The sequence below is a fragment of the Acinetobacter sp. ACNIH2 genome, assembly GCF_002934965.1.
Classification (GTDB): Bacteria; Pseudomonadota; Gammaproteobacteria; order Pseudomonadales; family Moraxellaceae; genus Acinetobacter; species Acinetobacter tandoii.
In genome coordinates, this window is sequence record NZ_CP026412.1 from 2,191,138 (window position 1) to 2,215,795 (window position 24,658).

The 24,658-nt window shown below is 40.8% G+C and carries 26 protein-coding genes, 1 other RNA gene, 1 pseudogene and 1 other annotated feature; of the genes and pseudogenes, 9 read left to right on the plus strand and 19 right to left on the minus strand.

Annotated features, from left to right (window positions below; translation table 11 throughout):
- Positions 1 to 68 precede the first annotated feature (68 nt).
- Positions 69 to 506 (plus strand): ferric iron uptake transcriptional regulator, encoded by a 438-nt coding sequence (fur, locus tag C3F34_RS10300; protein WP_016167254.1) that lies wholly within the window; start codon positions 69 to 71, stop codon positions 504 to 506.
- A 111-nt stretch (positions 507 to 617) separates the two neighbouring features.
- On the opposite strand, the gene C3F34_RS10305 is transcribed toward fur, so the two are convergent.
- From C3F34_RS10305 to C3F34_RS10315, 3 genes are all read right to left on the minus strand, one after another.
- Positions 618 to 4,211 (minus strand): AAA family ATPase, encoded by a 3,594-nt coding sequence (locus C3F34_RS10305; RefSeq protein WP_104441505.1) that lies wholly within the window; start codon positions 4,209 to 4,211, stop codon positions 618 to 620.
- A gap of 9 nt (positions 4,212 to 4,220) precedes the next feature.
- Positions 4,221 to 5,474, minus strand: coding sequence for an exonuclease SbcCD subunit D (locus C3F34_RS10310; protein WP_104441506.1), 1,254 nt, complete (start codon positions 5,472 to 5,474; stop codon positions 4,221 to 4,223).
- Between the two features lie 97 nt (positions 5,475 to 5,571).
- A complete protein-coding gene (locus tag C3F34_RS10315; protein WP_104441507.1) occupies positions 5,572 to 5,949 on the minus strand; it encodes a VOC family protein in 378 nt (125 codons plus the stop codon).
- A 307-nt stretch (positions 5,950 to 6,256) separates the two neighbouring features.
- Here C3F34_RS10315 and C3F34_RS10320 point away from each other — a divergent pair, with 307 nt between their 5' ends.
- Together C3F34_RS10320 and C3F34_RS10325 are read left to right on the plus strand one after the other, a co-directional pair.
- Complete coding sequence (locus tag C3F34_RS10320) at positions 6,257 to 6,703, plus strand: ABZJ_00895 family protein (protein ID WP_104441508.1); 447 nt, start codon at positions 6,257 to 6,259, stop codon at positions 6,701 to 6,703.
- Positions 6,704 to 6,770: 67 nt separating this feature from the next.
- Complete coding sequence (locus C3F34_RS10325; protein WP_104441509.1) at positions 6,771 to 7,667, plus strand: TIGR01777 family oxidoreductase; 897 nt, start codon at positions 6,771 to 6,773, stop codon at positions 7,665 to 7,667.
- Between the two features lie 14 nt (positions 7,668 to 7,681).
- On the opposite strand, the gene thiO is transcribed toward C3F34_RS10325, so the two are convergent.
- Entirely contained in the window at positions 7,682 to 8,800 is a 1,119-nt protein-coding gene (gene thiO, locus C3F34_RS10330; RefSeq protein WP_104441510.1) for a glycine oxidase ThiO, read from the minus strand.
- Positions 8,801 to 8,816: 16 nt separating this feature from the next.
- Positions 8,817 to 9,830, minus strand: a complete 1,014-nt coding sequence (gene hemB, locus C3F34_RS10335; protein ID WP_044738220.1) for a porphobilinogen synthase — start codon at positions 9,828 to 9,830, stop codon at positions 8,817 to 8,819.
- A 108-nt stretch (positions 9,831 to 9,938) separates the two neighbouring features.
- Between hemB and C3F34_RS10340 the strand changes: the two genes are divergently transcribed.
- The 3 genes from C3F34_RS10340 (at position 9,939) to C3F34_RS10350 (ending at position 13,374) form a co-directional block, all read left to right on the plus strand.
- Positions 9,939 to 10,436 carry a thioesterase family protein gene (locus tag C3F34_RS10340; RefSeq protein ID WP_016167246.1) on the plus strand — a complete coding sequence of 166 codons (498 nt, stop codon included), beginning with the start codon at positions 9,939 to 9,941 and terminating at the stop codon, positions 10,434 to 10,436.
- Positions 10,437 to 10,710: 274 nt separating this feature from the next.
- Positions 10,711 to 11,844 (plus strand): HlyD family efflux transporter periplasmic adaptor subunit, encoded by a 1,134-nt coding sequence (locus C3F34_RS10345; RefSeq protein ID WP_044738219.1) that lies wholly within the window; start codon positions 10,711 to 10,713, stop codon positions 11,842 to 11,844.
- A gap of 6 nt (positions 11,845 to 11,850) precedes the next feature.
- Positions 11,851 to 13,374, plus strand: coding sequence for a DHA2 family efflux MFS transporter permease subunit (locus tag C3F34_RS10350; protein ID WP_044738218.1), 1,524 nt, complete (start codon positions 11,851 to 11,853; stop codon positions 13,372 to 13,374).
- 46 nt (positions 13,375 to 13,420) lie between these two features.
- Here C3F34_RS10350 and glpK read toward each other — a convergent pair whose 3' ends face one another.
- A complete protein-coding gene (gene glpK, locus C3F34_RS10355; RefSeq protein WP_104441511.1) occupies positions 13,421 to 14,905 on the minus strand; it encodes a glycerol kinase GlpK in 1,485 nt (494 codons plus the stop codon).
- A 129-nt stretch (positions 14,906 to 15,034) separates the two neighbouring features.
- Here glpK and ssrA point away from each other — a divergent pair.
- Together ssrA and C3F34_RS10365 are read left to right on the plus strand one after the other, a co-directional pair.
- Positions 15,035 to 15,394: a transfer-messenger RNA gene (gene ssrA, locus C3F34_RS10360) on the plus strand.
- Between the two features lie 190 nt (positions 15,395 to 15,584).
- On the plus strand, positions 15,585 to 16,724 hold the full coding sequence (locus tag C3F34_RS10365; RefSeq protein ID WP_104441512.1) for a tyrosine-type recombinase/integrase: 1,140 nt from the start codon (positions 15,585 to 15,587) through the stop codon (positions 16,722 to 16,724).
- A 37-nt stretch (positions 16,725 to 16,761) separates the two neighbouring features.
- Here the strand turns inward: C3F34_RS10365 and C3F34_RS20415 are convergent, their stop codons facing one another.
- The 11 genes and pseudogenes from C3F34_RS20415 to C3F34_RS20285 form a co-directional block, all read right to left on the minus strand.
- Positions 16,762 to 16,938: a hypothetical protein gene (locus C3F34_RS20415; protein WP_171284965.1), complete on the minus strand. Its 177-nt coding sequence runs from the start codon at positions 16,936 to 16,938 to the stop codon at positions 16,762 to 16,764.
- A 6-nt stretch (positions 16,939 to 16,944) separates the two neighbouring features.
- Positions 16,945 to 17,100: a hypothetical protein gene (locus C3F34_RS20280; RefSeq protein ID WP_016167182.1), complete on the minus strand. Its 156-nt coding sequence runs from the start codon at positions 17,098 to 17,100 to the stop codon at positions 16,945 to 16,947.
- A 2-nt stretch (positions 17,101 to 17,102) separates the two neighbouring features.
- Positions 17,103 to 17,300, minus strand: a complete 198-nt coding sequence (locus C3F34_RS10370; protein WP_104441513.1) for a hypothetical protein — start codon at positions 17,298 to 17,300, stop codon at positions 17,103 to 17,105.
- A gap of 26 nt (positions 17,301 to 17,326) precedes the next feature.
- Positions 17,327 to 17,665, minus strand: a pseudogene (ssb, locus tag C3F34_RS10375) (single-stranded DNA-binding protein); the annotation flags it as partial.
- Complete coding sequence (locus tag C3F34_RS10380) at positions 17,653 to 17,970, minus strand: hypothetical protein (protein WP_104441515.1); 318 nt, start codon at positions 17,968 to 17,970, stop codon at positions 17,653 to 17,655. The gene C3F34_RS10380 and the pseudogene ssb, both read right to left, overlap by 13 nt.
- On the minus strand, positions 17,963 to 18,148 hold the full coding sequence (locus C3F34_RS10385; protein ID WP_104441516.1) for a hypothetical protein: 186 nt from the start codon (positions 18,146 to 18,148) through the stop codon (positions 17,963 to 17,965). The genes C3F34_RS10380 and C3F34_RS10385 overlap by 8 nt, the downstream gene beginning before the upstream one ends.
- A complete protein-coding gene (locus C3F34_RS10390; protein WP_104441517.1) occupies positions 18,145 to 18,333 on the minus strand; it encodes a hypothetical protein in 189 nt (62 codons plus the stop codon). Before C3F34_RS10390 ends, C3F34_RS10385 begins: the two co-directional genes overlap by 4 nt.
- Before the next feature lie 3 nt (positions 18,334 to 18,336).
- Positions 18,337 to 18,972: a DUF2528 family protein gene (locus C3F34_RS10395; protein ID WP_322873837.1), complete on the minus strand. Its 636-nt coding sequence runs from the start codon at positions 18,970 to 18,972 to the stop codon at positions 18,337 to 18,339.
- Positions 18,973 to 19,041: 69 nt separating this feature from the next.
- Positions 19,042 to 21,768: a toprim domain-containing protein gene (locus C3F34_RS10400; protein ID WP_104441518.1), complete on the minus strand. Its 2,727-nt coding sequence runs from the start codon at positions 21,766 to 21,768 to the stop codon at positions 19,042 to 19,044.
- 7 nt (positions 21,769 to 21,775) lie between these two features.
- Positions 21,776 to 22,159, minus strand: a complete 384-nt coding sequence (locus tag C3F34_RS10405; protein ID WP_016167176.1) for an ogr/Delta-like zinc finger family protein — start codon at positions 22,157 to 22,159, stop codon at positions 21,776 to 21,778.
- Between the two features lie 148 nt (positions 22,160 to 22,307).
- Positions 22,308 to 22,472 carry a plasmid mobilization protein gene (locus tag C3F34_RS20285; RefSeq protein ID WP_158654348.1) on the minus strand — a complete coding sequence of 55 codons (165 nt, stop codon included), beginning with the start codon at positions 22,470 to 22,472 and terminating at the stop codon, positions 22,308 to 22,310.
- A gap of 112 nt (positions 22,473 to 22,584) precedes the next feature.
- On the opposite strand from C3F34_RS20285, the gene C3F34_RS10410 reads away from it, so the two are divergent.
- Positions 22,585 to 22,926: a helix-turn-helix domain-containing protein gene (locus C3F34_RS10410; RefSeq protein WP_016167174.1), complete on the plus strand. Its 342-nt coding sequence runs from the start codon at positions 22,585 to 22,587 to the stop codon at positions 22,924 to 22,926.
- On the opposite strand, the gene C3F34_RS10415 is transcribed toward C3F34_RS10410, so the two are convergent.
- Positions 22,889 to 23,116 carry a hypothetical protein gene (locus tag C3F34_RS10415; RefSeq protein WP_104441519.1) on the minus strand — a complete coding sequence of 76 codons (228 nt, stop codon included), beginning with the start codon at positions 23,114 to 23,116 and terminating at the stop codon, positions 22,889 to 22,891. The genes C3F34_RS10410 and C3F34_RS10415 overlap by 38 nt on opposite strands.
- A gap of 138 nt (positions 23,117 to 23,254) precedes the next feature.
- Positions 23,255 to 24,474 (minus strand): IS3 family transposase gene (locus C3F34_RS10420; protein ID WP_104441367.1). Its coding sequence is split into 2 segments (ribosomal slippage): positions 23,255 to 24,198 and positions 24,198 to 24,474, totalling 1,221 coding nucleotides; the frame shifts between segments, so codons are not numbered across the junction.
- Positions 24,083 to 24,199 (minus strand) — a sequence feature (AL1L pseudoknot). It overlaps the preceding gene by 117 nt.
- Positions 24,475 to 24,658 lie beyond the last annotated feature (184 nt).

Genomic DNA, 24,658 nt, shown 5'->3' on the forward strand with positions numbered 1-24,658 from the left:
TAGATCATACTGCATCTTAACTTTGTTGCATATTCCAACTTTAAATTTGTTGAGAGAGACCTTTTTACATGCCTATTTCAAACCAAGACTTACGCAAAGCTGGACTTAAAGTTACACTTCCACGAATTAAAATATTAGAATTATTAGAAAATTCAAAGCAACATCATTTAAGCGCGGAAGATATCTATAAGACTTTACTCGAACAGGGTGAAGATGTCGGTTTAGCAACTGTTTACCGCGTGTTAACGCAATTCGAAGCTGCTGGTATTATTCAGCGTCACCATTTTGAAAATAATCATTCTGTTTTTGAAATTATGCAAGATGATCATCATGATCACTTGGTTTGCCAAAACTGCAATAAAGTTGTTGAATTTACTAACGAAGTTATTGAACATGAACAACATACAGTGGCAGAAAAACATGGGTTTACCTTAACAGGACATTCATTAAATCTGTATGGCTACTGTGATGAGCAAGAATGTCAGGATGCATTACGTAAAAAGTAATGTAACTTAAGCACTTGCTGAACATAAAAAAGGCTTCTAAAACGAAGCCTTTTTTATTGTCTGATGGATTAAGAAAGGTGGTTGAATTGACTGAATATTACTTATAAACACTTAAGACACAATCTGAATACGACTCGAGCCAGAACCCATGGGTTGTACTTGAATTTGAACTGGAATGCGCTCATGCATTTCTTGAATATGTGAGATCAACACGACTTTGCGTCCTTGATTTTGTAATTGATCAAAAGCATTCATGACCATATGCAAAGATGAAGCATCTAAAGTGCCAAAACCTTCATCAATAAATAGCGACTCAATTTTCATCGAGCCTGCTGCCATATTGGCAATAGCTAAGGATAAAGCCAATGCGGTTAGGAAAGATTCTCCCCCTGAAAGCGAAGCAACCGAACGGGTTTCACCATCCATATCATGATCAATAATGGCGAGACTGAGCGAGTTATCCAAGCGCTTTAAGGTATAACGTTGTGATAGAAGGGCTAATTGTTGGTTGGCGTATTCAATTAAAATATCAAGATGATATTGTTGTGCCAAGTCGCGGAACTTTTTCCCTGTGGCATCACCCATGAGACCTGAAATTTTAGCCCAACGATGTTCCTGTTGCTGGATTTGTTGTATTTGGGTCGCGAATTGCTGTTGCTTAGCTAAATTTTGCTGATGCAATTCCAGTGTTAATTTGAGTTGATCACGTTGCTCCAACAGTTGTTGTAATTGCACAGCATTTTGTTCAAGTAATTGGAGCAATTGATCGTGGTCAATTTCAGGTTGCTGCTGCTGATGTTGCTGTAACTGCGCTTGCAGCGTTTGCAAAGCATAGGCAGCTTCATTCAATAGACGGTCTGCCTGTTGTAAAGATAAACGCAGTTGTTGTTCCTGAGTTGAGGAAATCGCAAGTAGCGTTTTTAATAATGGCTCAGTAAATTCACTGTGCTGCGTTAACCATGTTGAAATTTCTGTTTGAGTTTGCTCGAGTGCATGTTGTTGTTGTTGTTGTTGTGCTTTTAATTGTTCCAAGGCATTTTTATGTTGTTCAAAATTTTGACGTGCCTGTTCAAAACTAAGTTTGAGCTGTTGGTATTGTTGTTGTAAGTGGTGACGTTGTTGATCATGCTGTTGAAGCCATTCATTCGCCTTGAGCTCGGTTGAGCCAATCATGCTAACAATAAGTTGCTGAGCTGCTTCAGCATTGTGTTTGCCTTTCGCTTCAACCGCTTTAAGTTGTTGCTCGAAATCGATGAGCTGTACATTCAAATGATTAAGATTCGCTTTGAGAATGTTCAGTTGTTGTTCAGCCTGTTCTTTCTGTTTATTTAAACTATCACGTTGTGCAATTTGCTGTACGCGTTGCTGTAAACATTGCATTGTGTGTTGTGCAGTCAGTAGCGGTTGTTCTACCCACGTAGCTTGTTCGTGCGGTGCTAGACAATCAATAATCTGCTGGATTTGTTGTTGCCACTGCTGCACCGATGCGAGTTGATGTGTATGGTGTTGAATGCGTTGTGTAAGTTGCAACTGCTCTTTATAGGCTTGATTGAGCTGTTGTAAATGAAATTCAGTTTGTTGTTTGAGTTGGGTATTTTCGGCAACGGTTTGTTGTAGTGTAGTCAAGATTTCCTGTTGAGGATGAGTTAAATCTAGAACTAGCTCGGATAGTGTGAGATGTTGTTGTAATTCATTTCTTTGTCGTTCTGATTTTTCATTCAGTTGTTGTAATGAATGCTCTAGTTGGACTTGCTCAGCGCTAATTTGAGTCAATTGTTGTTGAGTGGTTTGCCAAAGCTGTAGACATTGTTGTTCCTGTTGAATCGCTTGTTGTTCCTGTTGTTGTTGCAGTTCATACAATGCTTTGGAAACTTGATTTTCATCATCACGATAAGGATGTTCTGTACTGCCACAGACCATACAGGCTTCACCTTGTTGTAATGCTGCACGCAAATGTTCAACATTTTCAGCATGTAATAAGCGTTGTTGTTGCAAGAAACTTTGTAATTTTTCTCGCTCCTCTTTTGCCGCCTGAAACTCGATTTCTGCTTGTTTCGTGCTTTGTTCGTATTGTTGCTGCTGTTGTTGAACGCTGTTTAGTTTGTTCTTTAGACTCAGGATTTCATCGGTTAAAGTAAAGAAATACGCCAATTTTTGCTGAGCTGAATCCAGTTGATTAAGTCGAGTAAGTTGTTGCTCTTTGTTCTTCTGTTGTTGTTCTCGTTGCGTTTCAATTTGAGCCGTCGTCCCAAATTCTGCGACTAATTTTTGTAGTAGAATTTTGTCTTGATCAAGTTGTTGCTGTGCTTGCGGGATATTCCCTAAGCTTGATTCAACTTTTTGGTAGTAATCAATAAATTGATTGATTTGCTGAAGATGAGCCTGTAAGCCCTGATCTAAAATGGCAAATTGATCGCTATTTTGTAATTGAGTAGCACAGAATTGCTGCTGAGTGATCAATTGATGTAGTTGTTGTTCAGACTGTTGTTGCTGTTCGAGTAGGGGGTGCTGCTGCATACTTAGTTGTTGCAGACGAGTTTTCGTCTTTTTGTATTCATCCGCAATATAGTCGCGTTCTTGTACATATTTACGGACATCGCTCAGTTCTTGCTGATGTTGCAACTCGAAATCTTGTAACTGATGTAAGGTGGTTTCGGCATGTTGAAAATGATTTTGTTCTTGCTCAAACTGGCGACTTAAACTGATAAAATGATGTTGTTGTTGCTGAATTTGCGGTTCAAGTTGTTGTAGCGTGTTTAGAATCTGTTGTTGTTGAAATACGATGGGACGTATGGCAGAGAAAGTTTCGAGTTGATTCAGTTGTTGGCGATTTTGCGCTAAGTTAGCATGGGTTTGTTGCTGGATTTCATGCTGTTGCTGTTTCAGAATAATATCTTGTTCTAATTTATAGCGTTGTGCAAACCATTGCTGTTGTTGAAGGTATTGCGATTTTTCCTGTTCGAGTCTTTGATAATGCTGTTGAGTAGTTTCATATTCATTGCGTAGCGCTGTAATTTCTTCTTCTGAGCGAATTTCAATATGGCCTAAGATATTTTCCAGTTCCTTGCGTTGTGTTGCAATTGATTTGGTTTTTTCAAAAGCCAGTTGTCCAATTTTACCGAAAATACTGGAATTGGTCAGGTATTCTAATAATTCGCCACGTTCATTGTCGCGGGCTTTTAGAAACGCCGTAACTTCGGATTGTGCTAATAGTATTGAACGAGTAAATTTATCAAATGTGAGTTGAGTGATTTGCTCAATATGTGTATTTACAAGAGTTGTTTTATCAGCAAGGATTGTTCTATCAGTTAAACATTGTATATGACGGCTAATCTTTAATTTGCCATTAATTTTATCTCTGGCTCGACGAGCTTCCCAATAAGCGAGATATTCTTTTTCATCTTGACCAATGAAACGGAGTTCAGCAAAACCTAATGTTGTACCGCGTCTTAATACAGTTAATGGTGAATCTATAGGTATTTCAGTTCCATCACTATCTTGTAATTTTGCATCACTTTTTTTCAACCGTGGAATTTGGTTGAACAGTGCCAAGCACATGGCATCCAGAATGGTCGATTTACCCGCCCCAGTTTTGCCGACAATGGCAATTAAGCCTGCACTGGCTAAGGGTTCAGCATCGAAATCAATCAGATGTTCGCCAGCCAGTGATGCCAGATTTTTAATTCGAATCGATAAAATTTTCATGGCAAGCCTTTAACTGTTGGGTTCTTCTTCTAAAGATTTTTGTGCTTCATTCACTAGACTCATAAAGTCTTTCAGGACCTCATCATCAGCGGCATAGCCTTGTTTTTCCCATACATTTTGGAACAGTTGCACGGGTGTTGGTGGTTCAAGCTGTAGGGTATGTGCATTCGAGGTATCTTGTTCCGAAGCTAAATATTGGCGTGAGATGCGAACCAACCGATAGCGATTTTCAGGCAAGGCCTGTTCAAATTGCTGGCGTAAATTAGGGGGGGGAGGGGTCAGGCTATAGTATTCAATATCGACATATTCGCGTTGATCAATACTTTCGATTTCGCCCGTAGCTAAGTCTTGCAGTTTTTGTAAGACTTCATGCATTTCACCACGAATACGATGCAGGGCAACACTGCGAGGAATGGCTAACACCTGCATTTGCAGACGATCTGAGGCTTCTAGGTTTGGATCAATACAAATCTCTAAAACTTGATGTTTGTAATTCTCCTCACTAAAGGACAGTGGAATAGGCGAACCACTATATCGGATATGTTCTTGCCCAACTTTTTGTGGTTTATGCAAATGCCCTAAAGCCACATAGTCAATCACTTCATCAAACAGTGCTGTCGAAAGCGCTTCTTCATTGCCAATAATAATCGGGCGTTCCGAGTCGGACGTTTCTGCGCCTTGCATATGCGCATGTGACATCAGAATCAGGGCTTGATCTTTCGTTTTACGCTGTTTAGCTGCCGCAATGAGCTGTTGATGTAAATGGGCGATAGCCGCTTTACTATCGTTGGTTTGTTCGTTGATTCCTGTAATTTCAGCAGGACGTAAAAATGGTAGGCTTAGGCACCAAGCTACAATGTGCTGTTGTTCATTATAAATAGGAATGAGTAAGCGATTTAAATCCAATTGACCTTCGGCATTTTTCTGAATAACTCCGATGGCTTTGGCATTGTATTTAGACAGCAATGGCTCGACTTGTTCAATGCGATAACCTGAGTCATGGTTCCCTGCAATCATGAGCGTTTGCATGTGCGGAGCGACTGCATGTGCATCTGCCAAGAATTGATAAAGTTGCTTTTGCGCACTGGATGCGGGGTTAATCACATCGAAAATATCCCCTGCAATGAGTAGGGCATGTGGCTGTTTTAATTTAATTTGATCAATCAGCCACGTTAAAAACTGTTCATGTTCATACTGACGAGAGTGGTTATAAAAAAATTGTCCCAAGTGCCAGTCAGAAGTATGAAAAAAGCGAACAGCCATATGATCTCAAAGCGTGAAAATGCCGTGTATAACTTAGCATATTTTACATGCCCAGATATGCTGTAGATGATGACAATTTTAGTTGCGTAAATATTCCTTACGCTGCATTTGGGTCGAGTTTTACCAAGCCAAAAGTGTTGTGATCTGGGTCGATGAAATAGCCTTGCCAACATTTATTTGCAATAGCGAATTTGGGCATGGCTTCTTGTCCTCCTAGCGCTAAAATTTTTGCCGCGGTTGCATCAAAATCTTCGACTTGAATGGAACAGGTAAAGGCATTGGTGCCACAATGTGTCGGAGGAATTTCCACAGGGCGCTTTAATAAACCGCCATGTATATTCGCTGTATCAATTTGATAATATTCGATGGGAAGACCTTCAACCTTGGTAAATGTCCAACCAAAGATTGCTTGGTAAAATTGAAGATCACGTTCAGGGTTTGACGATTGAATTTCAAAGTAGACCAATGGCTGCATGATCTGAGTTCCTATTTTTATTGTTCTAAAAAATAAAGACCGACGATTCGAGTGATGATGAAATCGTCGGTCAAAAAATGGTGGATATACCAAACTTTTAAGCTGCTGTTTTAAAAGTTTGACATTCACGCCAAGCTTATTGCTTTAGGTAGAAGGTCGCCGAAAATATTGTGGATGCCAGTACAAATTGACGGTTTCGAACCTTGTACTCTTAATAACGTGAACAAGTTTGAATTGGTTGACAAGAAAATGAAAAAAGATTGAAATTTTTTTTATAATGGCTTTTTGCCCCTGTTGAGCTGTATTCATGATACCACTGCACCGTTATTTTATTTGGTTTTTTGTACTGTGTTTTCTGTTCACATGTATTTGTGGTGTTTTGGCAGCATTGATGCCAAGAGGGATGGGAGGGGTACTGACGGCGGTACCGTACTTAGTTGCAATGATTTGGGTATTATTCAAATTCCTGAAAGAACAAAAGCGCGCCCCAACGCAGACAGAACGAAAGCGTTTTACTTTGGGGTTTAGCCTGATTTTCTGGGGCTATAATTTATTGGGCTTACTCGGTGGGATTTATTTCTTCTCACGCAGTAATCCAAGCATTTGGCAAGATCTTTTGCTGTATTTGCAACAACCGCAATTTATGGCGGTGGTGTTGATTATGTTTTTGTTAATTGCCATTCCACTATATTTGCTCACCTATTGGTTTTATGGTGCCCAAGCACAACGTATGGCAAACAAAATGTTGGGTTAATACATATAAACTTGTATTTATTGTCTATCTCATTTATAGATAAAACATCTAGCCAAGAGATTGTTTTATGTACAAACCTGTGGTGTTGATTACGGGAGCTTCAGGGTTTATTGGTTCCCATTTGTTGCCTTATTTACTGGAGCGAGATTATCAGGTGATTGGTGTCTCTCGGAAACCACAACCCCGAACCCATCCTGATTTAAGCTGGATTCAGCAATTTGACGAACTACAATTGCACTCCATTGATTATGTGATTAATCTGGCGGGTGAAAGTATTGCGCAAGGGCGATGGACTGCACAGCGCAAACAGAAACTGATTCAAAGTCGGGTCAAAACAACTCAAGTCCTCTACCAATTTTTACAACGCAGACAAATTTTTCCGAAATGTATTTTGTCGGGTTCTGCGGTGGGATACTACGGTATTGATGCTTCGGAGCAATGGCAACAAGTTTGTACAGAAGAATCACCTGCTCAAGACATTTTTATGTCTCAGCTTTGCCAACAGTGGGAGCAGGCAGCTCGTGCGGATACGATGCAGCACACTAAAATTATGCGGCTTGGTGTGGTTTTTGGGCGTGGTGGTGGCATATTGCCGCAGATGTTGTTTCCAATTAAATGGAATTTGGTCGGACGTATAGGGCATGGGCGGCAGCCTGTGGTCTGGGTACACATTCAGGATGTACTGCGTGCGATGGAGTTTATTCTGACCCATGAGACTGAACAGAAAGTCTTTAATGTGGTCGCACCAGAGAAAGTGACACAGAGTCAATTTGTGAATATTGCCGCACTCAGTTTAAAACGACATCCGTTGTTAAGTATGCCAGCTTGGGTTTTTAAAAGCCTATTGGGGGAGCAATCACAATTGATTTTAAATGGTCAATTCGTGCAATCTAAAGCCCTTCAGCAAGCAGGGTTTGAGTTCAAGTTTCCGACTTTAAAAGAAGCATTAAATGATTTGCTTTAATGTGGAGCAGTGTTTTAACTGGTCATCACTTCTGGTTTCAGCAATTGTTCTGGACTGTAAATAGTCGAATCTACAGATGTAGGTTGCTTGAAGATAAGCTGACGTAGCAGTTGTGCCGATGCAGGTCCCATACATAAACCGTTTCTAAAATGTCCCAGATTGACCCAGACATTATGCAGATGAGGTAGTTGACCAATGTAGGGAATACCTTCGGGCGAACTTGGACGTAAGCCAGCCCAATTTTGCACTACAGGGAATTGGGCTAACTCAGGCACCATTTCATAAGCAGCTTCTAAAATATTCTGTTGAATCTGATCCGAAGTTTCAGCATTAAACCCACACTCTTGCATGCTTGAACCACAGACAATATGACCATCCATCCGTGGAATGAGATACATGACTCGATTCATACACATGGTTGGTAACCAGTGGGCCGGGGTTTTAATGAGTGCCATTTGCCCTTGTACTGGGCGAACGGGTAGTTCCAAGCCAAGTTGCTCTGACCATAAACCAGACCAAGCACCTGTTGTTAGTACGAATTGATCAGCATAGACTTTTTGTCCTGTTTCAGTTTCTATATATTCAACTTTGTCCTGCTGAATATGAAATTTCTGAATAGGCATTTGATCGAAAAATTGAACCTTCGGATGCTGTTCTAAATAATGACGTAGAGATTGTAATAGTCGAGGATTGCGTACGTTGGCGATTTCTGGAAAGTAAATCGCATGTTGAAACTGCTCGGAAAGATGCGGATTGACCTGATCTAGTTGTTCCCGCTGCAAGTATTCGCAGTGCTGCATGGGGTCTTGGAATTGAGTTTTATAATTTAAACCGACTTCAAAATCGGTTTCGTCCAAAATTAACATGCCTGTTTCATGAATTTCGAAATCTATGCCTGTTACGGGCTGTAATTTTTCATTCCATGTTTGGTACAGAGCTTTACCATGTTGCGCCAAGAGATTGACTGCACGTGGATAGCGCCAAGGGTACATTGGAGAAAGAATACCGCCACCCGCCCATGAGGCTTGCCCTGCATAGGTTTGGTTATAAATACTGACCTGACAACCTTGTTCGGCCAATTCTAAAGCTGATAATAGACCACTAATGCCAGCACCAATAATGACGATATTCATAAAAATTTGAGATCAATTAGTTCATGGCTTTAAGTTTAAGCGCTGCTTCTTCCGCGAAGTAGGTCCAAATCCCATCTGCACCCGCACGACGACAGCTCATCAAGGATTCAATAATGACTTGATCGGATAACCAGCCATTTTGAATAGCACCCGCTAACATCGCGTATTCACCACTGACTTGATAAACAAAAGTTGGAATACCAAAGGTATCTTTGACTTCACGCACGATGTCTAAGTACGGCATTCCTGGTTTAACAATCACCATGTCTGCACCTTCCTGAATATCCAGTGCAATTTCATGTAAGGCTTCGGCGCGGTTGCCGACATCCATTTGGTAATTGTATTTATTGCCACCTTTTAGGTTGCTGGCAGACCCAACCGCATCACGGAATGGACCATAGAAGCTCGATGCATATTTCGCCGAATATGCCATGATATTGGTATAGATATGTCCATTGGCCTCTAATGCATGGCGAATAGCACCAATACGACCATCCATCATGTCACTCGGTGCTACGACATCTGCACCTGCTTCTGCATGACTCAAAGCTTGTTTAATGAGGCATTCGACGGTTTCGTCATTCAGAACATAACCTGTGTCATCAATAATGCCATCTTGACCATGCGTAGTGTAGGGGTCGAGGGCACCATCGGTAATGAGCACCATTTCAGGCAGTTCTTTTTTGAGTAAGCGAACGGTATTTTGCACTAAGCCATCGTCGCGCCATGCAGCTTCAGCCGTTAAACTTTTATCTTCTTGTGGCGTAACAGGGAACAGTGCCAATTTAGACACACCCAGTTCTAATAACGTTTCCGCTTTTTTTAATAATAGATCAGCAGAAAGGCGCTGAATCTTCGGCATACTTGGAATATCTTGGGTTTGGTTTTGACCTGGCAGTACAAATACAGGATAAATCAAGTGATCAGTCGTGAGTTGAGTTTCCCGAACCATGGCACGTAATTGGTCATTCTTTCGAATACGACGCATACGGGTGGCAGGAAATGCTGGACGATTGAACGTATAAGTCATAACAATCTCACTGATCAGTATTAAACTAGGCAGTATTGTAGACCCATCACACAGCTTTAGGGGCAAAATGCGGTCGTTTTTTCAAAATTTTAGGTGTTTGAGTAATTTATGAGCGATATGGAAAAGAAATGGACGGGAGGAATCCACTTGGGTTCGAAAGTCGATATTGATGTGGTATTGCAACAATTATGTCATGCCTTTAATAGTTCGCCATTTTTCTCCCATAATGGCATGACGATGCGTGTGGTTGATCAGCAGATTGAAGGCTATATTGAAATGCAGCCCTACATGATTGGAAATGTTGCTTTTCAAATTCTACATGGTGGCGTTGCCGCAACAATTCTAGACAGTGTAGGTGGAATCGTGGCAATGGGCGAGCTGTATAAACGCACTGAGCCTGAGCAATTGCCTGACACTATTAAGAAAGTGACGCGACTGGCAACGGTGGACATGCGAGTCGATTATTTAGCTCCTGGACGTGGCAAATTCTTTGTTGCCCGTGCAGAAACCTTACGCTTAGGACGTAAAGGTTGCACCATGCGTATGACTTTGGTAAATGATGAAGATAAACCAATTGCGACTGCGATTGCATCTTATGCGTTCTAAAGTAGTTGAAAAGTAAATTATTTTATTTGAAATTTTCTCTCAAAATAAGTTTTAAGCTGTCAAGATAAGGGCAGCTTGAATCAATTAATAAACCGATCAGTCTAAAAAATCATTTCTCAAATGATGAGTTTTTTATTTAAAATTCCTAGCCAAATTTATATTAAAGAAATGACTTTCTCATCGACACGAATCTTCAGTTTTTAAAAATAAGTAAAAAACTGTTTGAGTTGTGGATTTTGTGGTGACCAAGTCTGTCTGGCTGAAGGAAGAAATGATGACAGAAGCTTCAACTACTCCACCACAATCGAATGCCGCAAATATGCAAGCTAAACGTAAAAAGTCCTTTGCGATATTTGGAGCAATACTGGCGATTATTGCCGTGGTTTATGCAGTTTGGGCATTATTTTTAAACCATTTTGTCAGTACAGACAATGCCTATGTTGGTGCAGAAACGGCTTCAATTACCTCAATGGTGAATGGTCAAGTACAACAAGTTTTGGTTAAAGATACACAAACGGTTAAACAAGGTGATGTGCTGGTTCAAATTGATGATCGCGATGCCAAAATTGCAGTTGCCGCAGCACAGGCAGAACTCACCAAAGCCAAGCGTCAATACAAGCAAACGCGTGCCAATAGTAGTGCATTGAATTCACAAGTCTTTGTCAGTGATGATGGTATTCACAGCGCTGAGGCACAGGTGCAAAAGGCACAAGTGGATTTAGGCAAGGCGGAAAAAGAATTACTGCGTCGTCAACAACTCAGTGCTTCAGGTGCTATTTCTAAAGAAGAATTAAGCACAGCGCAAATTGCAGTAGAAAATGCACAAGCAAGTTTGGCAGTTTCACAAGCAACATTGGCCCAAGCAAAATCAAATCAAAAAGCGGCACAAAGTACTTTGGCAGCGAACGATGCCTTGATTCAGGACAGTAATGAGAACTCAACGCCTGATGTATTGATTGCTGAAACCAAATTAAAACAAGCGCTTCTAGATTTAGAGCGTACTCAAATTAAAGCACCGCTTGATGGGGTAGTGACACGCCGAAATATTCAAGTGGGTCAACGTGTTGCCCCTGGCACTGTGATGATGATGGTCGTACCAGTGTCACAACTCTATGTCGATGCCAACTTCAAAGAAAGCCAGTTAGAAAAAGTTCGTGCAGGGCAAAAAGTCACTTTAGTTTCCGACCTGTATGGGGATGCTGTTGAGTTTCACGGTACGGTTCAGGGATTCTCTGGTGGAACAGGCGCTGCTTTTGCCCTCATTCCTGCGCAAAATGCGACGGGTAACTGGATTAAAGTGGTACAGCGATTACCTGTTCGAATTACCCTCGATCCTCAAGAGTTGGCGAAACATCCGCTACGTGTTGGACTTTCAATGGAAGCCAAAATCGATTTACGTTCGAAGTAATCGCTCATGAACCAGTATCGTCCTTTTGGTGATTTACAAGGTAGCCGCTTAATGCTCGCTGCCTTTGTACTGGCATTGGCGAACTTTATGGTGGTGCTCGACATGACCATCGCCAATGTCTCAGTTCCGCATATTACTGGGAGTTTGGCCGTTTCAAGCTCGCAGGGTACTTGGGTAATTACCTCTTATGCAGTTGCAGAAGCAATCTGTGTGCCTTTGACTGGCTGGTTGGCTGGGCGTTTCGGAACAGTACGATTATTTGTGATTAGCCTAATTGGCTTCACCACTTTTTCGGTTTTGTGTGGATTATCCACCAGTTTAGAAATGTTGGTGTTTTGTCGTATAGGACAGGGTTTGTTTGGTGGTCCGATTATGCCGCTCAGTCAAACCTTGCTTATGCGTATTTTCCCACCTGAAAAACAATCGCAAGCGATGGGCATGTGGGCCATGACCACGGTTGTTGGTCCAATTTTAGGTCCAATTCTAGGTGGTTCGATTAGTGATAATTGGTCATGGCACTGGATTTTCTTTATCAATATTCCAGTAGGGATTATTTGTGCCTTAGCGGCAATACGTTTATTAAAGCCTGCAGAAACAGATAAATTTCGCTTACCAATTGATGCGATAGGTTTAGGTTTATTGGTGCTCTGGATTGGAGCTTTACAGCTCATGCTGGATTTGGGGCATGAAAATGACTGGTTTAACAGTACCTTTATTTGCTTCCTTGCGGTTATCACGGTCATTGGTTTAATTGCATTTATCATTTGGGAACTGACTGAGCAGCACCCGATTGTGAATATTGCAATTTTCCGTTATCGCGGCTTTAGCATCTCAGTGTTATCTCTAGCTTTTGCATTTGGTGGCTTTTTTGCCAGTATTGTTTTAATTCCGCAGTGGGTTCAGGTCAACTTGGGCTACACTGCGACATGGGCGGGTTATCTGACTGCCACCATGGGCTTTGGTAGTTTGACCATGTCACCGATTGTGGCAAAACTGGCAAACAAGCATGACCCTCGTGCTTTGGCCAGTTTTGGCCTGCTACTGATGGGGATTGTAACCTTGATGCGCGCCTTTTGGGTGACCGATGCTGACTTTATGACTTTGGCAATGCCACAGATCTTGCAGGGTTTTGCTGTACCATTTTTTTTCATCCCTTTGTCAAATATTGCGCTTGGTTCCGTGATGACCTCTGAAATGGCCTCAGCAGCAGGCTTGATGAATTTCTTAAGAACTATGGCAGGGGCAATAGGGGCTTCCATTGCCGTGACCATTTGGGATGATCATGCCAAAGTGGCGCGGACTGAAATGGTATCGAGTTTGCACACCAGTGAAGTCCAAAATACTTTAGTGCAAAATGGTATGACTAATGAAACGGCTTTGGGCGTGATTTCCAACTTGGTCGATAAAGAAGCCATGACCATGTCGGTCGATCATGTTTTCTTTATCTTAACCTTGGTGTTTATTGTGGCAAGTTTATTGATTTGGCTTGCACCCAAACCGAAAACTAAAGTCACAGGACCAAGCCATTAAGGATTCGCTTGAGCACCGCGATAGAATATTCGCGGTGCTCATATCTCTAAATTTCAGATTTAGCGCGTTTTAAAGCCGTACGCCATTGGTGTAGATGTTGTTGAAGTTGATCTTCCGACATTTTAGGCTCGAACATTCGATCTAATTGCCAAGATGCAGCAACTTCAGAAACATTAGAAAAAATCCCCATCTTCAATCCTGCCATTGCAGCAGCCCCCCATGCGGTAGATTCCAGCATTTTGGGGCGTAGCACAGGGACATTGAGCATATCGGCTTGGAATTGCATCAACATGTCATTTTGACTGGCACCACCATCAACCCTTAACTCTTTCAGTGGTTGGCTAATATCAGCTTGCATCGCACTCAGAACATCTGAAACCTGAAAGGCAATCGATTCTAATGCAGCTCGGGCAATATGTGCCTTTGAGGTTCCTCGTGACATGCCACAGAGTAATGCACGCGCATTACTGTCCCAATGCGGTGCACCTAAGCCTGTGAATGCAGGAACCAAAACCACGCCGTCAGAATCTTGTACTTGGCAGGCCAGCTTTTCAACTTCTGAACTGTGCTGAATAATCCCGAGTCCATCTCTGAGCCATTGCACAATCGCACCTGCCATAAATACACTACCTTCCAGTGCAAAGGTATTTTGTTGGTGACATTGCCAAGCCAGTGTGGTGAGCAATTGATTTTGGCTATATTGAATTTGGTTACCCGTATTAAACAGCATGAAGCAACCTGTACCATAGGTATTCTTCGCGGTGCCTGCCTCAAAACAAGATTGTCCGAATAGAGCAGATTGTTGATCGCCCAGAATTCCTGCAATTGGAATTTCTGCACCCAATAATCCTGAGGCGGTATTGGCAATGTACCGATCTGACGAAATGATGGTTGGAAGCACAGAAGCGGGGATGTTGAATAATTCTAATAATTCTTCATCCCATTGTTGGCTTGCTAAATTCATGAGCATGGTACGCGAGGCATTACTGGCTTCAATGACATGTTCAGCGCCACGTGTCAGATTCCAAACCAGCCAACTATCAATCGTGCCAAAAGCAACATGTCCTTGATTTGCCAGAGTTCTTAAACCTTGGACATTTTCAAGTAACCAAACCAGTTTGCCTGCACTAAAATACGGATCAATCCTTAAACCTGTTTTTTTGTGAATAGTAGCTAATAAGTTGCATTTAGTGAGTTGATTACACCATTCTGTTGCACGACGGTCTTGCCAAACAATGGCAGGCGCAAGTGGAATACCATTGCGTTTGTCCCACACAACCGTTGTTTCACGTTGGTTGGTTACCCCAATGGCTTTAATATCTTTTGCTAAGAGATTTGCAGAGGCAATGGCTTGTTGCACGACGGCAATTTGGGTACTCCAAATTTCTTGGGCATCTTGTTCGACCCAACCTGAATGAGGAGTACGAATTTGAGTTTCATGTTGAGCTGTTGCGTAGATTTTTCCCTGTTCATCAAAAATAATGGCCCTACTCGAGGTTGTTCCTTGATCAAGTGCAAGTAAATAGCTCATGTTTTTATTTTTTAACTCTTGAAATATGAAAGATTACCGCAATAATGTAATAGAACGCAGTCACTCCTGTAAATACTGTGAAATTACCTCGTAATTTTCGATATTTATGTTATGATTGTGGTGTACTTTGGGGGTGTTTCTGGCTTCGACGCTGGTGATGAAACTCATAGATGCATGCCGAGAGCGCATTTTCTCTCGTAAATAAAATTTGCATTTTAATAGTCGCAAACGACGAATCATACGCTCTAGCTGCCTAAGGGCAGCTTGTCCGCCTCTCCGAATACTTGTGGTTAGAGAGTCCGACTGAAGCGCACGCACACAAGTCCGTATGAAATCAAGCCTTGGGGTTTCGTACTAAATTAAAAGGATCGCGATTTGTACCCTGTTCGTCGGGTCACAAAGAGTTAAAACAGTAGACGATATCTAAGCATGTAGTATTCTCGAGCGTAGTGCTGGCGGACGCGGGTTCAACTCCCGCCACCTCCACCAGATGACAAAATCATGGTCAATCACGAGTAATCAGAATTGATCATGAAACCTCAAAAAAGCCTTGAAATCTAACGGTTTCAAGGCTTTTTTCTTGCTCATTATCTGTCATTAACAATCATGACGAATCATTGAAAATCATGGTCTATCAAACTAATATGTTATACCTTTGTTATACGGGTATAACACCTGCATGCTTTCTGACGTACAAGTAAAAAATTTAAAGCCACAGGAAAAAAGATATTCAATTGCTGATGGGGAAGGGCTAATCATTTCTGTATTTCCAACAGGGAAAAAGAAATGGGTGCTGTCATATAGACATCATGGTAAACAGAATCAAAAAACGCTAGGTGAATATCCAGATACTGGTTGTAAGGAAGCTAGACAACTTGCCCGTGATTTTAAGCAGAAAATTACAGGTAAAAAGCTGAATGCCCCGACAGTAAAGGAAGTTATTCAAGAATGGCTTGAAATTATGCAGCCACGTTGGAGTAGCCAAAAGTACATTGATACAGTGGTTTATAGACTTGGTTATATCACTGAAGACTTTGAAAATATCAGTGTTGATGAATTAGAACGAAAGCAGGTCGTTAATAGCGTTAAAAGTATTGTGGCCAAAGGTACGATTGAAACTGCAAAGCGTTCTTTAAGGCTTTTAAATGATGTCTTTAATTTTGCGATCGCGTCAGATTACACAGAAAAAAATCCATGCTTACTAGTAGCTGATGTTATACCGAAACAGGAAGTAGAAAATTTGGCAGCTTTAAAGCCTGCCGAAATGCCTGAATTTTGGGGAAGGGTGCAGCGTTCGCAAGTTTCAGAAGACTTGATGATTGCAATAAAATTAGCCTGTTATACGGCTGTTCGTATTTCTGAACTTCTTTTAGCGCGTTGGGACACAAAAGAAATTAATTTTGAAACGCGTGAATGGGTGATTCCTGCATCAAGAATGAAAATGCGTCGGGATCATGTGGTACCACTCACTGATCAGACTATTGAGTTATTTAAAACCTTGTATGACCGACGGAAATGTGAAGGTTTTATTTTTAGACATGCACATAAACCAGATTTACCAGCCAGATCCGAAAGTATCTTGGCCATCATTAAGCGCAATGGCTACGCTGGACGGATGACGACACACGGTTTTCGTTCCGTTTTTTCGACTCACGCAAATGACTCAGCTAAGTTTAGATATGATGTTATTGAATACCAGATAGCCCATGTACCAAAAGACAAGATCCGTGGCATTTATAACCGTGCAGAGTATTGGGCTGAACGTGTTGAAATGATGGAATGGTATGCAAGAGAAGTTGATAGTTGGTTAAAAGGTTAGCAATGAATATTAAAAAGGGGGCAATTTGCCCCTTTTGTTATGCTGCAGCACCAATATTTTTGTCTGACTTCATTAGATTTAGTGTTGCTTCAGTCCATTCTTTACGATTAACAAACACGCGCTCTGGTGGGTACTTTGCCAGATAATGCTTTTTAAAGGTATTTACACAGATACCAAGTTCAGCAGCGACTTTTACCATTGGATACCATTTCATTTGTCATTATCCTTTCTTTAAATATTCAAAAGCCTGATATGCAGTACTGACACACATAAAACTGTATTCAGTGCCGTTATGCTCGAAAATTTGAGCTTCTGAATATGTCCAACTTAGTTGGCCATATTCTTTGGTGGTTTTAAACCATTCGATGAAATTCATATTTATTCCATCCAATGAACACATTCTTCAGTCTCACAGCTTGCATTGATATGCCCATTCACTGCACTGATTTGATAGCCTAATGTACCTTTTTCACAGATTGGACAAGGCATTTCACCGCCAAAAGTTAATTGTGGTTTTTTGGTACCATGCTTATCCGTAATCGCCTGACGAGCTTTTATAATGTTTTGAAAGTCCATTGTTCATCCCTTTAATAACTATTGGCCTGTGGTGCTGAATCCAGCATTTGCATAGTTTCTGCATGTACTTCTGTGGTGTAGCGTTCCTGGTTATTTTGATCGCGCCATGAACGGGTACGCAATTTACCTTCGATGTAGACCTTTGAACCTTTTTTTAGGTATTGCTGTGCAATTTCACCTAAGCGGTTTTTGACTACAATTCGGTGCCATTCTGTATTTTCAATCCAATTGCCAGATTGTCTGTCCTGCCATTTTTCAGATGTGGCCATTGAGAATTGACACAATGAACCACCATTCGGAAAGGTCTTGCTTTCAGGATCCGCACCAAGTGAACCGACTAAAATAACTTTGTTTACGCCACGCATGGTTTTTGCTCCTGGTTCAATTCGCAACGACATTGACCAATACGGAAATAATCAATTGGTCCTGGTGCATCCTTTGGCGTAATTTCAAAACGCGAGAGTTTGTAAATACGAACTTGGGCTTTGACAGTGATGTCATCACCCTCAATTTTAGTTATTTTTCCAGAATAGGCGGTTTGACTTACTGAAATAAAACTATTACTGATGTTTTTCCGTTTTTGGATCATGAAGTTGACTTCATCATCAACCTTATAAGAAGAAAAATCAGGAAGGATTAAACCACCACAATTACAATGATAATTAGACATTTTGAGAATCCTTCTGCTGTTGCTGAATTTCTTCTAAGCGATAATAAGTTTTACATTCACAACGTGGACACACCAAATCATGTCCCCAACAGCCGTATTTATTCGATAGCTTTTTAACCCGTTCGCTTTCAAGATGCTTATTTCTGCAACGGGAGCATTTAACTAAATAATTAGTCATGGCTTTTGCTCCAGAGAGTAGGCTATAGCTGCTTCTAGGCTTGGGAATTCTTTATCTTCTTTATCAAGATCAGGACATTCAATTACATACCAAACATCTTTACGATCAGATTTATATATAAGATTTCCATTTAACCAAATGTCATCACCATCAAATTTTACTTTATCGTCAAAAATTTCAATCATGGACTAACTCTCCACCACTACAGGTTCAAACTCAAATTCATCGTCATCGACCAAGTTTTCAAAATGTAATTTGGTGATTTCAAAACAATCTGATAACCATCCTTCCTGTTGGAAAATCTCATTTGCTAATGCAGCGCCAGTGAAGCGTGAAAAACCATTTTCATAGCAATACCAAAAAACTTTACGACCGATCATCTTTAATATGACTGCCACAACATCGCCCTTGTTATCGTCAAGGCGATGCTGATGTCCAGACCAAAAGTTATTGTGTTCATGTAGTTCGGCGTCGGTACATTTAATGACAACTGTAAATTCAAGGTCACATGTAGATTCATGCCATGAATTCAGATTTACTTTGTAAGTACGTGGCTCACAAAGAAGATATTCAGGAATGCCAAAATTAACACCATGGGTCTGTTCATATTCCTCAATATGTTTTTTTAAAAGTTCTAAGTTATAGAGATGCTGGAATTTGTATTGTGAAAAATCGGGAATATCATTGTGATAACCAGTCGTTTTTACCCAATATCTAGCGCCTTCAGGCATGTTCTGAATAATATCTTTTGCTTTCTTTAAACCCACATTATTAATGAATTGACTCTCAGGTGATGCCATTTCTACGTTAGAATCGTTTTGCATAATTGCTCTCCAGTGGTTGTGTGACACATGCAGAAGTTGCCGCTTTTGCATGTGTTTTTGTTTCAGTAATTACTTTTTAGATCCTGGTTGTTTAATTTGATTTGGATTGGTGAAAATCCAACATTTAACAATACGGTCTGATTGGATTGGGTTGTCATTAGTTTTATCTCCGATTTGCTTAACTTCATCTGCAGGGTACTTAGATGAACGGACTGGCTTATTTGCTTCGACGAATTTGTAGCGTTTGCTTGTGCGCAGTAAGTTTCTCATTTCATTTACATCGGGCAGGGCTTGGAAATTTCTCGCAGCGACTTTGTAAATTTCATTAAGGTTTATTGCGATGTGAGCCTCCGTAGGTTCGTAATGATTAAGATGGAAATGTGAGGTACGAATGCCATTGAGGTATTCATAAGCATCCCAAAACTGTTGAACGTAGATATGGTCTAAACCAATTTCATCGACACGTTTGCGTGCCATGTTTTCAAGCATGGTTTTTGAATTTTGGATCTCAGTTGCACTAATTTCTTTTTTGAATACATGCTCGGCCAATGCATCGATCATCGCTGATACTTGGGCATGACATAGGGCAATACGCACATGGGTTATGCCTTTGGCATGAAAGTCTGCTTCAATTTGTTTTAAGTTGTTGAAGTAGGTCTCTAAAATCTTACTTTCATTTTTTAAGCAATAAGTCATGTAAGTACATGCTTCATCTAATGGCATTTGCGACAAACGGGTCGCAATATTCTTTTTCTCTAAACTGTGTCCTTTGGTGTCGACAGAAATGTGCAGAGTACGTGAAAGAATTGCTTCAGATGCTTGAATAGGGGTGTTCTGGCTGATCATGACTGCAGCTCGGAACGGTGGTTCGTAGGTTTCATTACCTGCTGTCTTTAGGCCTTTAGAACGAATTGCACGACCGTTAAAAGCATCTTTTAATTCGTCCCAACTAAATTTGGCTTTTTGTGATGCCTGTTGATCGTTACGGTCGCCCTCAATGAGGACGATCGGCATGTTGGAGGTTTGGGCAAAGTTACGATAAATCGCCACACTGGTTGATTTGTTTGGGTCAAAGCCCTCGTATGATTCACGACCGCTAAACTTCCAAAGCATTTCAATCAGTGTTGATTTACCAGAACCTGCTTGGCCAACAAGTTCAAAGAAAGGATAGGATGAGTGCTGAGCGCGGATCTGCTCGGCAAAATATGAGCCAGTCCACCAAGCTAAGAGAATTAATCCTACTTCGCCATTTAAGTCGTAGTAATCACGCCACCATGTCGGCTTAAATTCTTTCTTCGTTGTTAAATGAATAACGGGTGTAGAAGCTAATGTCTTGATCTCCTTTTTATTTGTTTTGAAATAATCGTGTTCGTTCTTGGGGATAACTTGACCTTTATGCACAGCAAATTGGTCGAAAATATAAATATCGTGTTCTTTGCTATAGCCAATAAAGTCAATGGTTTTGACTTCTCTCAGTCGCTCAGTTTTACGCTTGATAAAGGTTTCAAGCTGTTGATCGGTTCCAGTCCACATTGCCCCAGACAAAACCCCCATAACACGGGGTTTAAATTTGCTACGTGAGGAAATATGCTCGGGTGTGAAGGTGGCTTTGACCTCTCCCCACGGTGATTGGATATGAAAGTAATACCAACTTTCGTCGGTAATTTCGTTACGTTGGAAATAGAGAGGTTCGAGTTGTGCATTGCAGATTTCAACGACTGAAGAACTGTTTTTAAGCGCCTGCTCGCGCTTTTCATCTTCAGACAAAATTGAACCTTGAGCTTGTTCTGTGGCTTCTAGTACGAGATTAAATTTTTTGAAATCTAACTCCCACCAGTAAGTACGATAGGCATGGTTGAAGAAGAATTTTGCAAGGCTATTGTTATAAAAGTTATAAATCAGTAAGCCTGCTTCTTCTGCAGTTTTAGCAATTTGTAGCTTGCCGTAGTGGATATATTTATCCTGGTCTTTTGGTGTGAGCTGACCATTCTGGAATAAGTCATTCCAGTCTTTACCGACTGGAGGTAATGCTGCGGTAGAAACCCAACCATCCTCAGTGGCTTGGTTAATTTGTTTAGGCAAGAATTTCTTGCCTGCTTTGTCGTTATCCAATGCCCAAATGAGGCGAGGGCGATCTTTCTTAAGTTCTGTGCATCGAGCAGCGATTTGCTGAAGGATTTTATTCGGATAATTACTGCTATTTATGGTGCTGATACTGATCAGCTCTGATTGAGCAAGGGCAATGCTATTAAAGATGCCTTCAGTCAACCAAATGCTACCAGCATTGCAAAGATCATCTAAGTTATGAATAGACCATGAAAGCCCTTTCCACTCACCAATGAAGTTTGCTTTCATGCGTCCAAAACGTTCAGGACGATCGATAAAACGTTCCCAGAAAATACCTGGTGCAAGTTGAAAGCGGACTGTTGCAGTAACTAAGTTGCGATTTTTAAAATCGCGATAAAGCTCTTGGGTGTAATGACCATGTAACGGTTCAATTTTAAACCCTCGCGCATGTTGCAAGTATGCATCTGCAGAAGCATTTGGATTTGTAGCCGTTTTAGGGAAATCCTCAGACCAGTCTTTGAATAGATCTTCACAAATGTCTTTGACGTGTTCTTCGTAGCTGCACTTGTTGATACGGCCACACTTTACGACCTTTGGTGTAAGGGCATGTGTATAGGCTTCTTTTTGGGAGCATTTAGGACATACCCCCTCACGATACCAATCTCCCTTACGTTTGAACTTGAAAATTTGGTTCAGTCTTTCGTCTATGCGACGTTCTAAAATATCCATGAGTTACCTAGATCAATTTCATTTGGAGGAGACGATTGCGATAGTTTTGCGCGGTGGCCAAATCAATTTTGTTTGTCCAGAACAAGGCATTGATTGCACCTTCGACATAAGATTTTTGAAATTGATCAATTTCGGGCTGCAGCTCCAAAGCGAATAACTGCATTTCTATTTCGATTTCCCACTTTTGCTTTGTCAGTGAAAGATCAGGTTTAGGGCTAAGGCTGTTATGGATAGATCGTGTAATTTCTAGATCTGCAGCAAAACTCGCTAAACAGTCGGGATTTTGACAACTGACGATAATGTTATGAAGCAAAGGTGACGGTCTTTTACGACTTGTGACGTGCATTCTGCGTTCGCAATGCGGACAGTAGAATCCTATAGATTTACTCATTATTACCCCTAGTGAATCGACCAAGTGATTTGTTGCTCCCGACGACACTCACTTGTTATTTTTTACTGTTTTTACAAACAGTTTCATTTCTTTACTAAATGATTACACGAATGGCTTCCGAATCTGTGAGAAGCCGAAAAGCGGTCTTTTATGATTTCTGTACGCTTTTATCAGATTGGTTAATGTGATCTAGCATGAATTTTCTAGCGTATTGGTTGGGGGTTAGACCTTCTTCAGCAGCTTTCAGACGAAGCTTTTTATGTTCGGTTTCATCAAGACGGTAAACGATTTGCTTGTTTGGATTTGCATTCATTGCATTGACTCTGTAAAAGGCTACACTGGTTATTTTGTGAAAATCGTGCAATGTTTGATTTTCACAAAAAACAATTTACTACTATATATGATAGTTTTCAATAGGAAATACTATGGAACGTAATTTTATTTCTTTAGACCGTGGTGACCGCTTGAGATCAGAGCGCAAGCGTATTGGGCTGACACAGAAAGCAGCAGCTGATGAAGTAAACATGAAAGAACAAAGTTGGGTTCGGTTTGAAAAGAGAGGGGAACCGTTTGACTTGAGAGTATTACAAGCTCTTGAGGAAATAGGCTTTGATATGATGTATGTGGTTTTTGGTATTAAGAAAAATGAATCTTTAAAAACTGTAAAGCCTGAGCATATTGAAATACTCAGGCTGCTCGATCAAGTCGATGAAAATAAACAAGCTAAAATTATGAAGATGATTCATCTAATGGTTGAAGAAGTTTAGTCCCTTCGACACCAGTCAAAATGTTATCGAGCTGATGCTCCATTTCATCAAATATAGTGGCGATTTGTTCTACTGAAATAACTTCGATATTTTCTACACCTCTACCAGATGTAGAAATTCGACGAATAAATCCCACCTTATTTTTAAGCTGTTGCAAGAGATAAAAAGACTCTTCATTTAGTTGATACATGACTTTCCCCTTTATTTAATTAGAATGGCTGGGAAACCGCTGTTAATCAGGTCTGTAAGTTCATTAAATAATCTCCAACTTAATTCTGTGTTCTCCATTTGAACCGTACTGGGTTTGTCGGAGACTTTTTTATTTAAGTTAGGCCACCTGACCTAACGGGTTAATCTTATCATAGTACATTGATTCAAAATCAAAAGGTGGCACATAACCTAGTGCACTGTGTACACGCTTTTTATTAAACCAATCTACCCAGTTTAATGTCGCAAGTTGTACATCCGCTAAACCTTGCCAATCTGCTTTTAAATATTCAATCACCTCTGTTTTGTATAAGCCATTCACTGTTTCAGCCAAAGCATTATCGTATGAATCACCAGTCGTACCGACTGATGCTCGTAAATTTGCTGCTTCTAAACGATTGGTATAGCGAATGGAAAGATATTGCACACCTCTATCGGAATGATGAATCACATTCTTTGGCATGCCTCGATCATGCAATGCTTGCTCTAATGCATCGAGCACCATATCTGTATTCATTCGTGTAGATACTTTCCAGCCAACAATTGCTCGTGAGAACACATCAATAATAAAGGCGGTATAGACCCAGCCTGAATGAGTTTGAATATAGGTAAAGTCAGCAACCCACAAGTGATTAGGCTGATCAGCTCTAAAATTACGTTTCACTAAATCATCTGCCCGTTTTTGGTCATCTCGGCTACGGGTGGTTTGTTTGTTCTTACCACGCCAAACACCTTGTATATCTAGCTTCTGCATCAATCGAGCAACTGTACAACGTGCGATAACATAACCTTCACGTTTCAATTGTTGCCAGACCTTACGCACACCATATCGACCTGAACTTTCCTTCCAAATTCGTTTAATTTGTTCAGCATGATGCTCATCATGTAGATCTCGTTTCGCTCGATGTTCTGGATTGTCAGCGAGATCTAAAGCCCGATAATAGGTCGAAGCTGCAATCGGTAAAATTCTACAAATCGCTTCAACACCATATCGATCTTTATTGTTATGGATAAAATCCACCATTATTTGTGTGGGCGGTCGAGCTCCGCCTGGGCGAAAAAAGCGGCTGCTTTACGTAGAATTTCATTGGCACGTTTTAATTCTTTAATTTCACGTTCCATTTGCTTCATTTTTTCTTGGTCAGATACCTGTTGTACTTTGGCGGGATTTTGCTGATCTAAATGCTTTTGATGCCAGGCACGAAGTGTTTCAGGAGTACAGCCAATTTTAGGCGCAATTGCTGTGATTGCTGCCCAAGTAGAAGGATAATCTTTTTCAGATTCAATCAATAATTGAACCGATCTTTCTCTGATTTCAGGGGTATATTTTAATTTTGTCATCGGGATAGTCTCTCAGAATATTGACTCTCCGACAAACCCGGTACGGTTCAATTATTAAAATGGCTTGAACAGCACAGATGCTTAAATTAAAAGTATCGAACTCTTGATTAAAGTGATAGTCGATATTTTCTCGTAAACGTGACCATATTACATTCGTTTCAATGAATGTTTTATACGAAATGTC

What these genes read in the sequence shown, in the direction of transcription:
- fur (WP_016167254.1), top strand. Translation starts at nt 69, where the DNA reads ATGCCTATTTCAAACCAAGACTTACGCAAAGCTGGACTTAAAGTTACA.
- C3F34_RS10305 (WP_104441505.1), bottom strand. Translation starts at nt 4,211, where the DNA reads ATGAAAATTTTATCGATTCGAATTAAAAATCTGGCATCACTGGCTGGC.
- C3F34_RS10310 (WP_104441506.1), bottom strand. Translation starts at nt 5,474, where the DNA reads ATGGCTGTTCGCTTTTTTCATACTTCTGACTGGCACTTGGGACAATTT.
- C3F34_RS10315 (WP_104441507.1), bottom strand. Translation starts at nt 5,949, where the DNA reads ATGCAGCCATTGGTCTACTTTGAAATTCAATCGTCAAACCCTGAACGT.
- C3F34_RS10320 (WP_104441508.1), top strand. Translation starts at nt 6,257, where the DNA reads ATGATACCACTGCACCGTTATTTTATTTGGTTTTTTGTACTGTGTTTT.
- C3F34_RS10325 (WP_104441509.1), top strand. Translation starts at nt 6,771, where the DNA reads ATGTACAAACCTGTGGTGTTGATTACGGGAGCTTCAGGGTTTATTGGT.
- thiO (WP_104441510.1), bottom strand. Translation starts at nt 8,800, where the DNA reads ATGAATATCGTCATTATTGGTGCTGGCATTAGTGGTCTATTATCAGCT.
- hemB (WP_044738220.1), bottom strand. Translation starts at nt 9,830, where the DNA reads ATGACTTATACGTTCAATCGTCCAGCATTTCCTGCCACCCGTATGCGT.
- C3F34_RS10340 (WP_016167246.1), top strand. Translation starts at nt 9,939, where the DNA reads ATGAGCGATATGGAAAAGAAATGGACGGGAGGAATCCACTTGGGTTCG.
- C3F34_RS10345 (WP_044738219.1), top strand. Translation starts at nt 10,711, where the DNA reads ATGACAGAAGCTTCAACTACTCCACCACAATCGAATGCCGCAAATATG.
- C3F34_RS10350 (WP_044738218.1), top strand. Translation starts at nt 11,851, where the DNA reads ATGAACCAGTATCGTCCTTTTGGTGATTTACAAGGTAGCCGCTTAATG.
- glpK (WP_104441511.1), bottom strand. Translation starts at nt 14,905, where the DNA reads ATGAGCTATTTACTTGCACTTGATCAAGGAACAACCTCGAGTAGGGCC.
- C3F34_RS10365 (WP_104441512.1), top strand. Translation starts at nt 15,585, where the DNA reads ATGCTTTCTGACGTACAAGTAAAAAATTTAAAGCCACAGGAAAAAAGA.
- C3F34_RS20415 (WP_171284965.1), bottom strand. Translation starts at nt 16,938, where the DNA reads ATGAAATGGTATCCAATGGTAAAAGTCGCTGCTGAACTTGGTATCTGT.
- C3F34_RS20280 (WP_016167182.1), bottom strand. Translation starts at nt 17,100, where the DNA reads ATGAATTTCATCGAATGGTTTAAAACCACCAAAGAATATGGCCAACTA.
- C3F34_RS10370 (WP_104441513.1), bottom strand. Translation starts at nt 17,300, where the DNA reads ATGGACTTTCAAAACATTATAAAAGCTCGTCAGGCGATTACGGATAAG.
- C3F34_RS10380 (WP_104441515.1), bottom strand. Translation starts at nt 17,970, where the DNA reads ATGTCTAATTATCATTGTAATTGTGGTGGTTTAATCCTTCCTGATTTT.
- C3F34_RS10385 (WP_104441516.1), bottom strand. Translation starts at nt 18,148, where the DNA reads ATGACTAATTATTTAGTTAAATGCTCCCGTTGCAGAAATAAGCATCTT.
- C3F34_RS10390 (WP_104441517.1), bottom strand. Translation starts at nt 18,333, where the DNA reads ATGATTGAAATTTTTGACGATAAAGTAAAATTTGATGGTGATGACATT.
- C3F34_RS10395 (WP_322873837.1), bottom strand. Translation starts at nt 18,972, where the DNA reads ATGCAAAACGATTCTAACGTAGAAATGGCATCACCTGAGAGTCAATTC.
- C3F34_RS10400 (WP_104441518.1), bottom strand. Translation starts at nt 21,768, where the DNA reads ATGGATATTTTAGAACGTCGCATAGACGAAAGACTGAACCAAATTTTC.
- C3F34_RS10405 (WP_016167176.1), bottom strand. Translation starts at nt 22,159, where the DNA reads ATGAGTAAATCTATAGGATTCTACTGTCCGCATTGCGAACGCAGAATG.
- C3F34_RS20285 (WP_158654348.1), bottom strand. Translation starts at nt 22,472, where the DNA reads ATGAATGCAAATCCAAACAAGCAAATCGTTTACCGTCTTGATGAAACC.
- C3F34_RS10410 (WP_016167174.1), top strand. Translation starts at nt 22,585, where the DNA reads ATGGAACGTAATTTTATTTCTTTAGACCGTGGTGACCGCTTGAGATCA.
- C3F34_RS10415 (WP_104441519.1), bottom strand. Translation starts at nt 23,116, where the DNA reads ATGTATCAACTAAATGAAGAGTCTTTTTATCTCTTGCAACAGCTTAAA.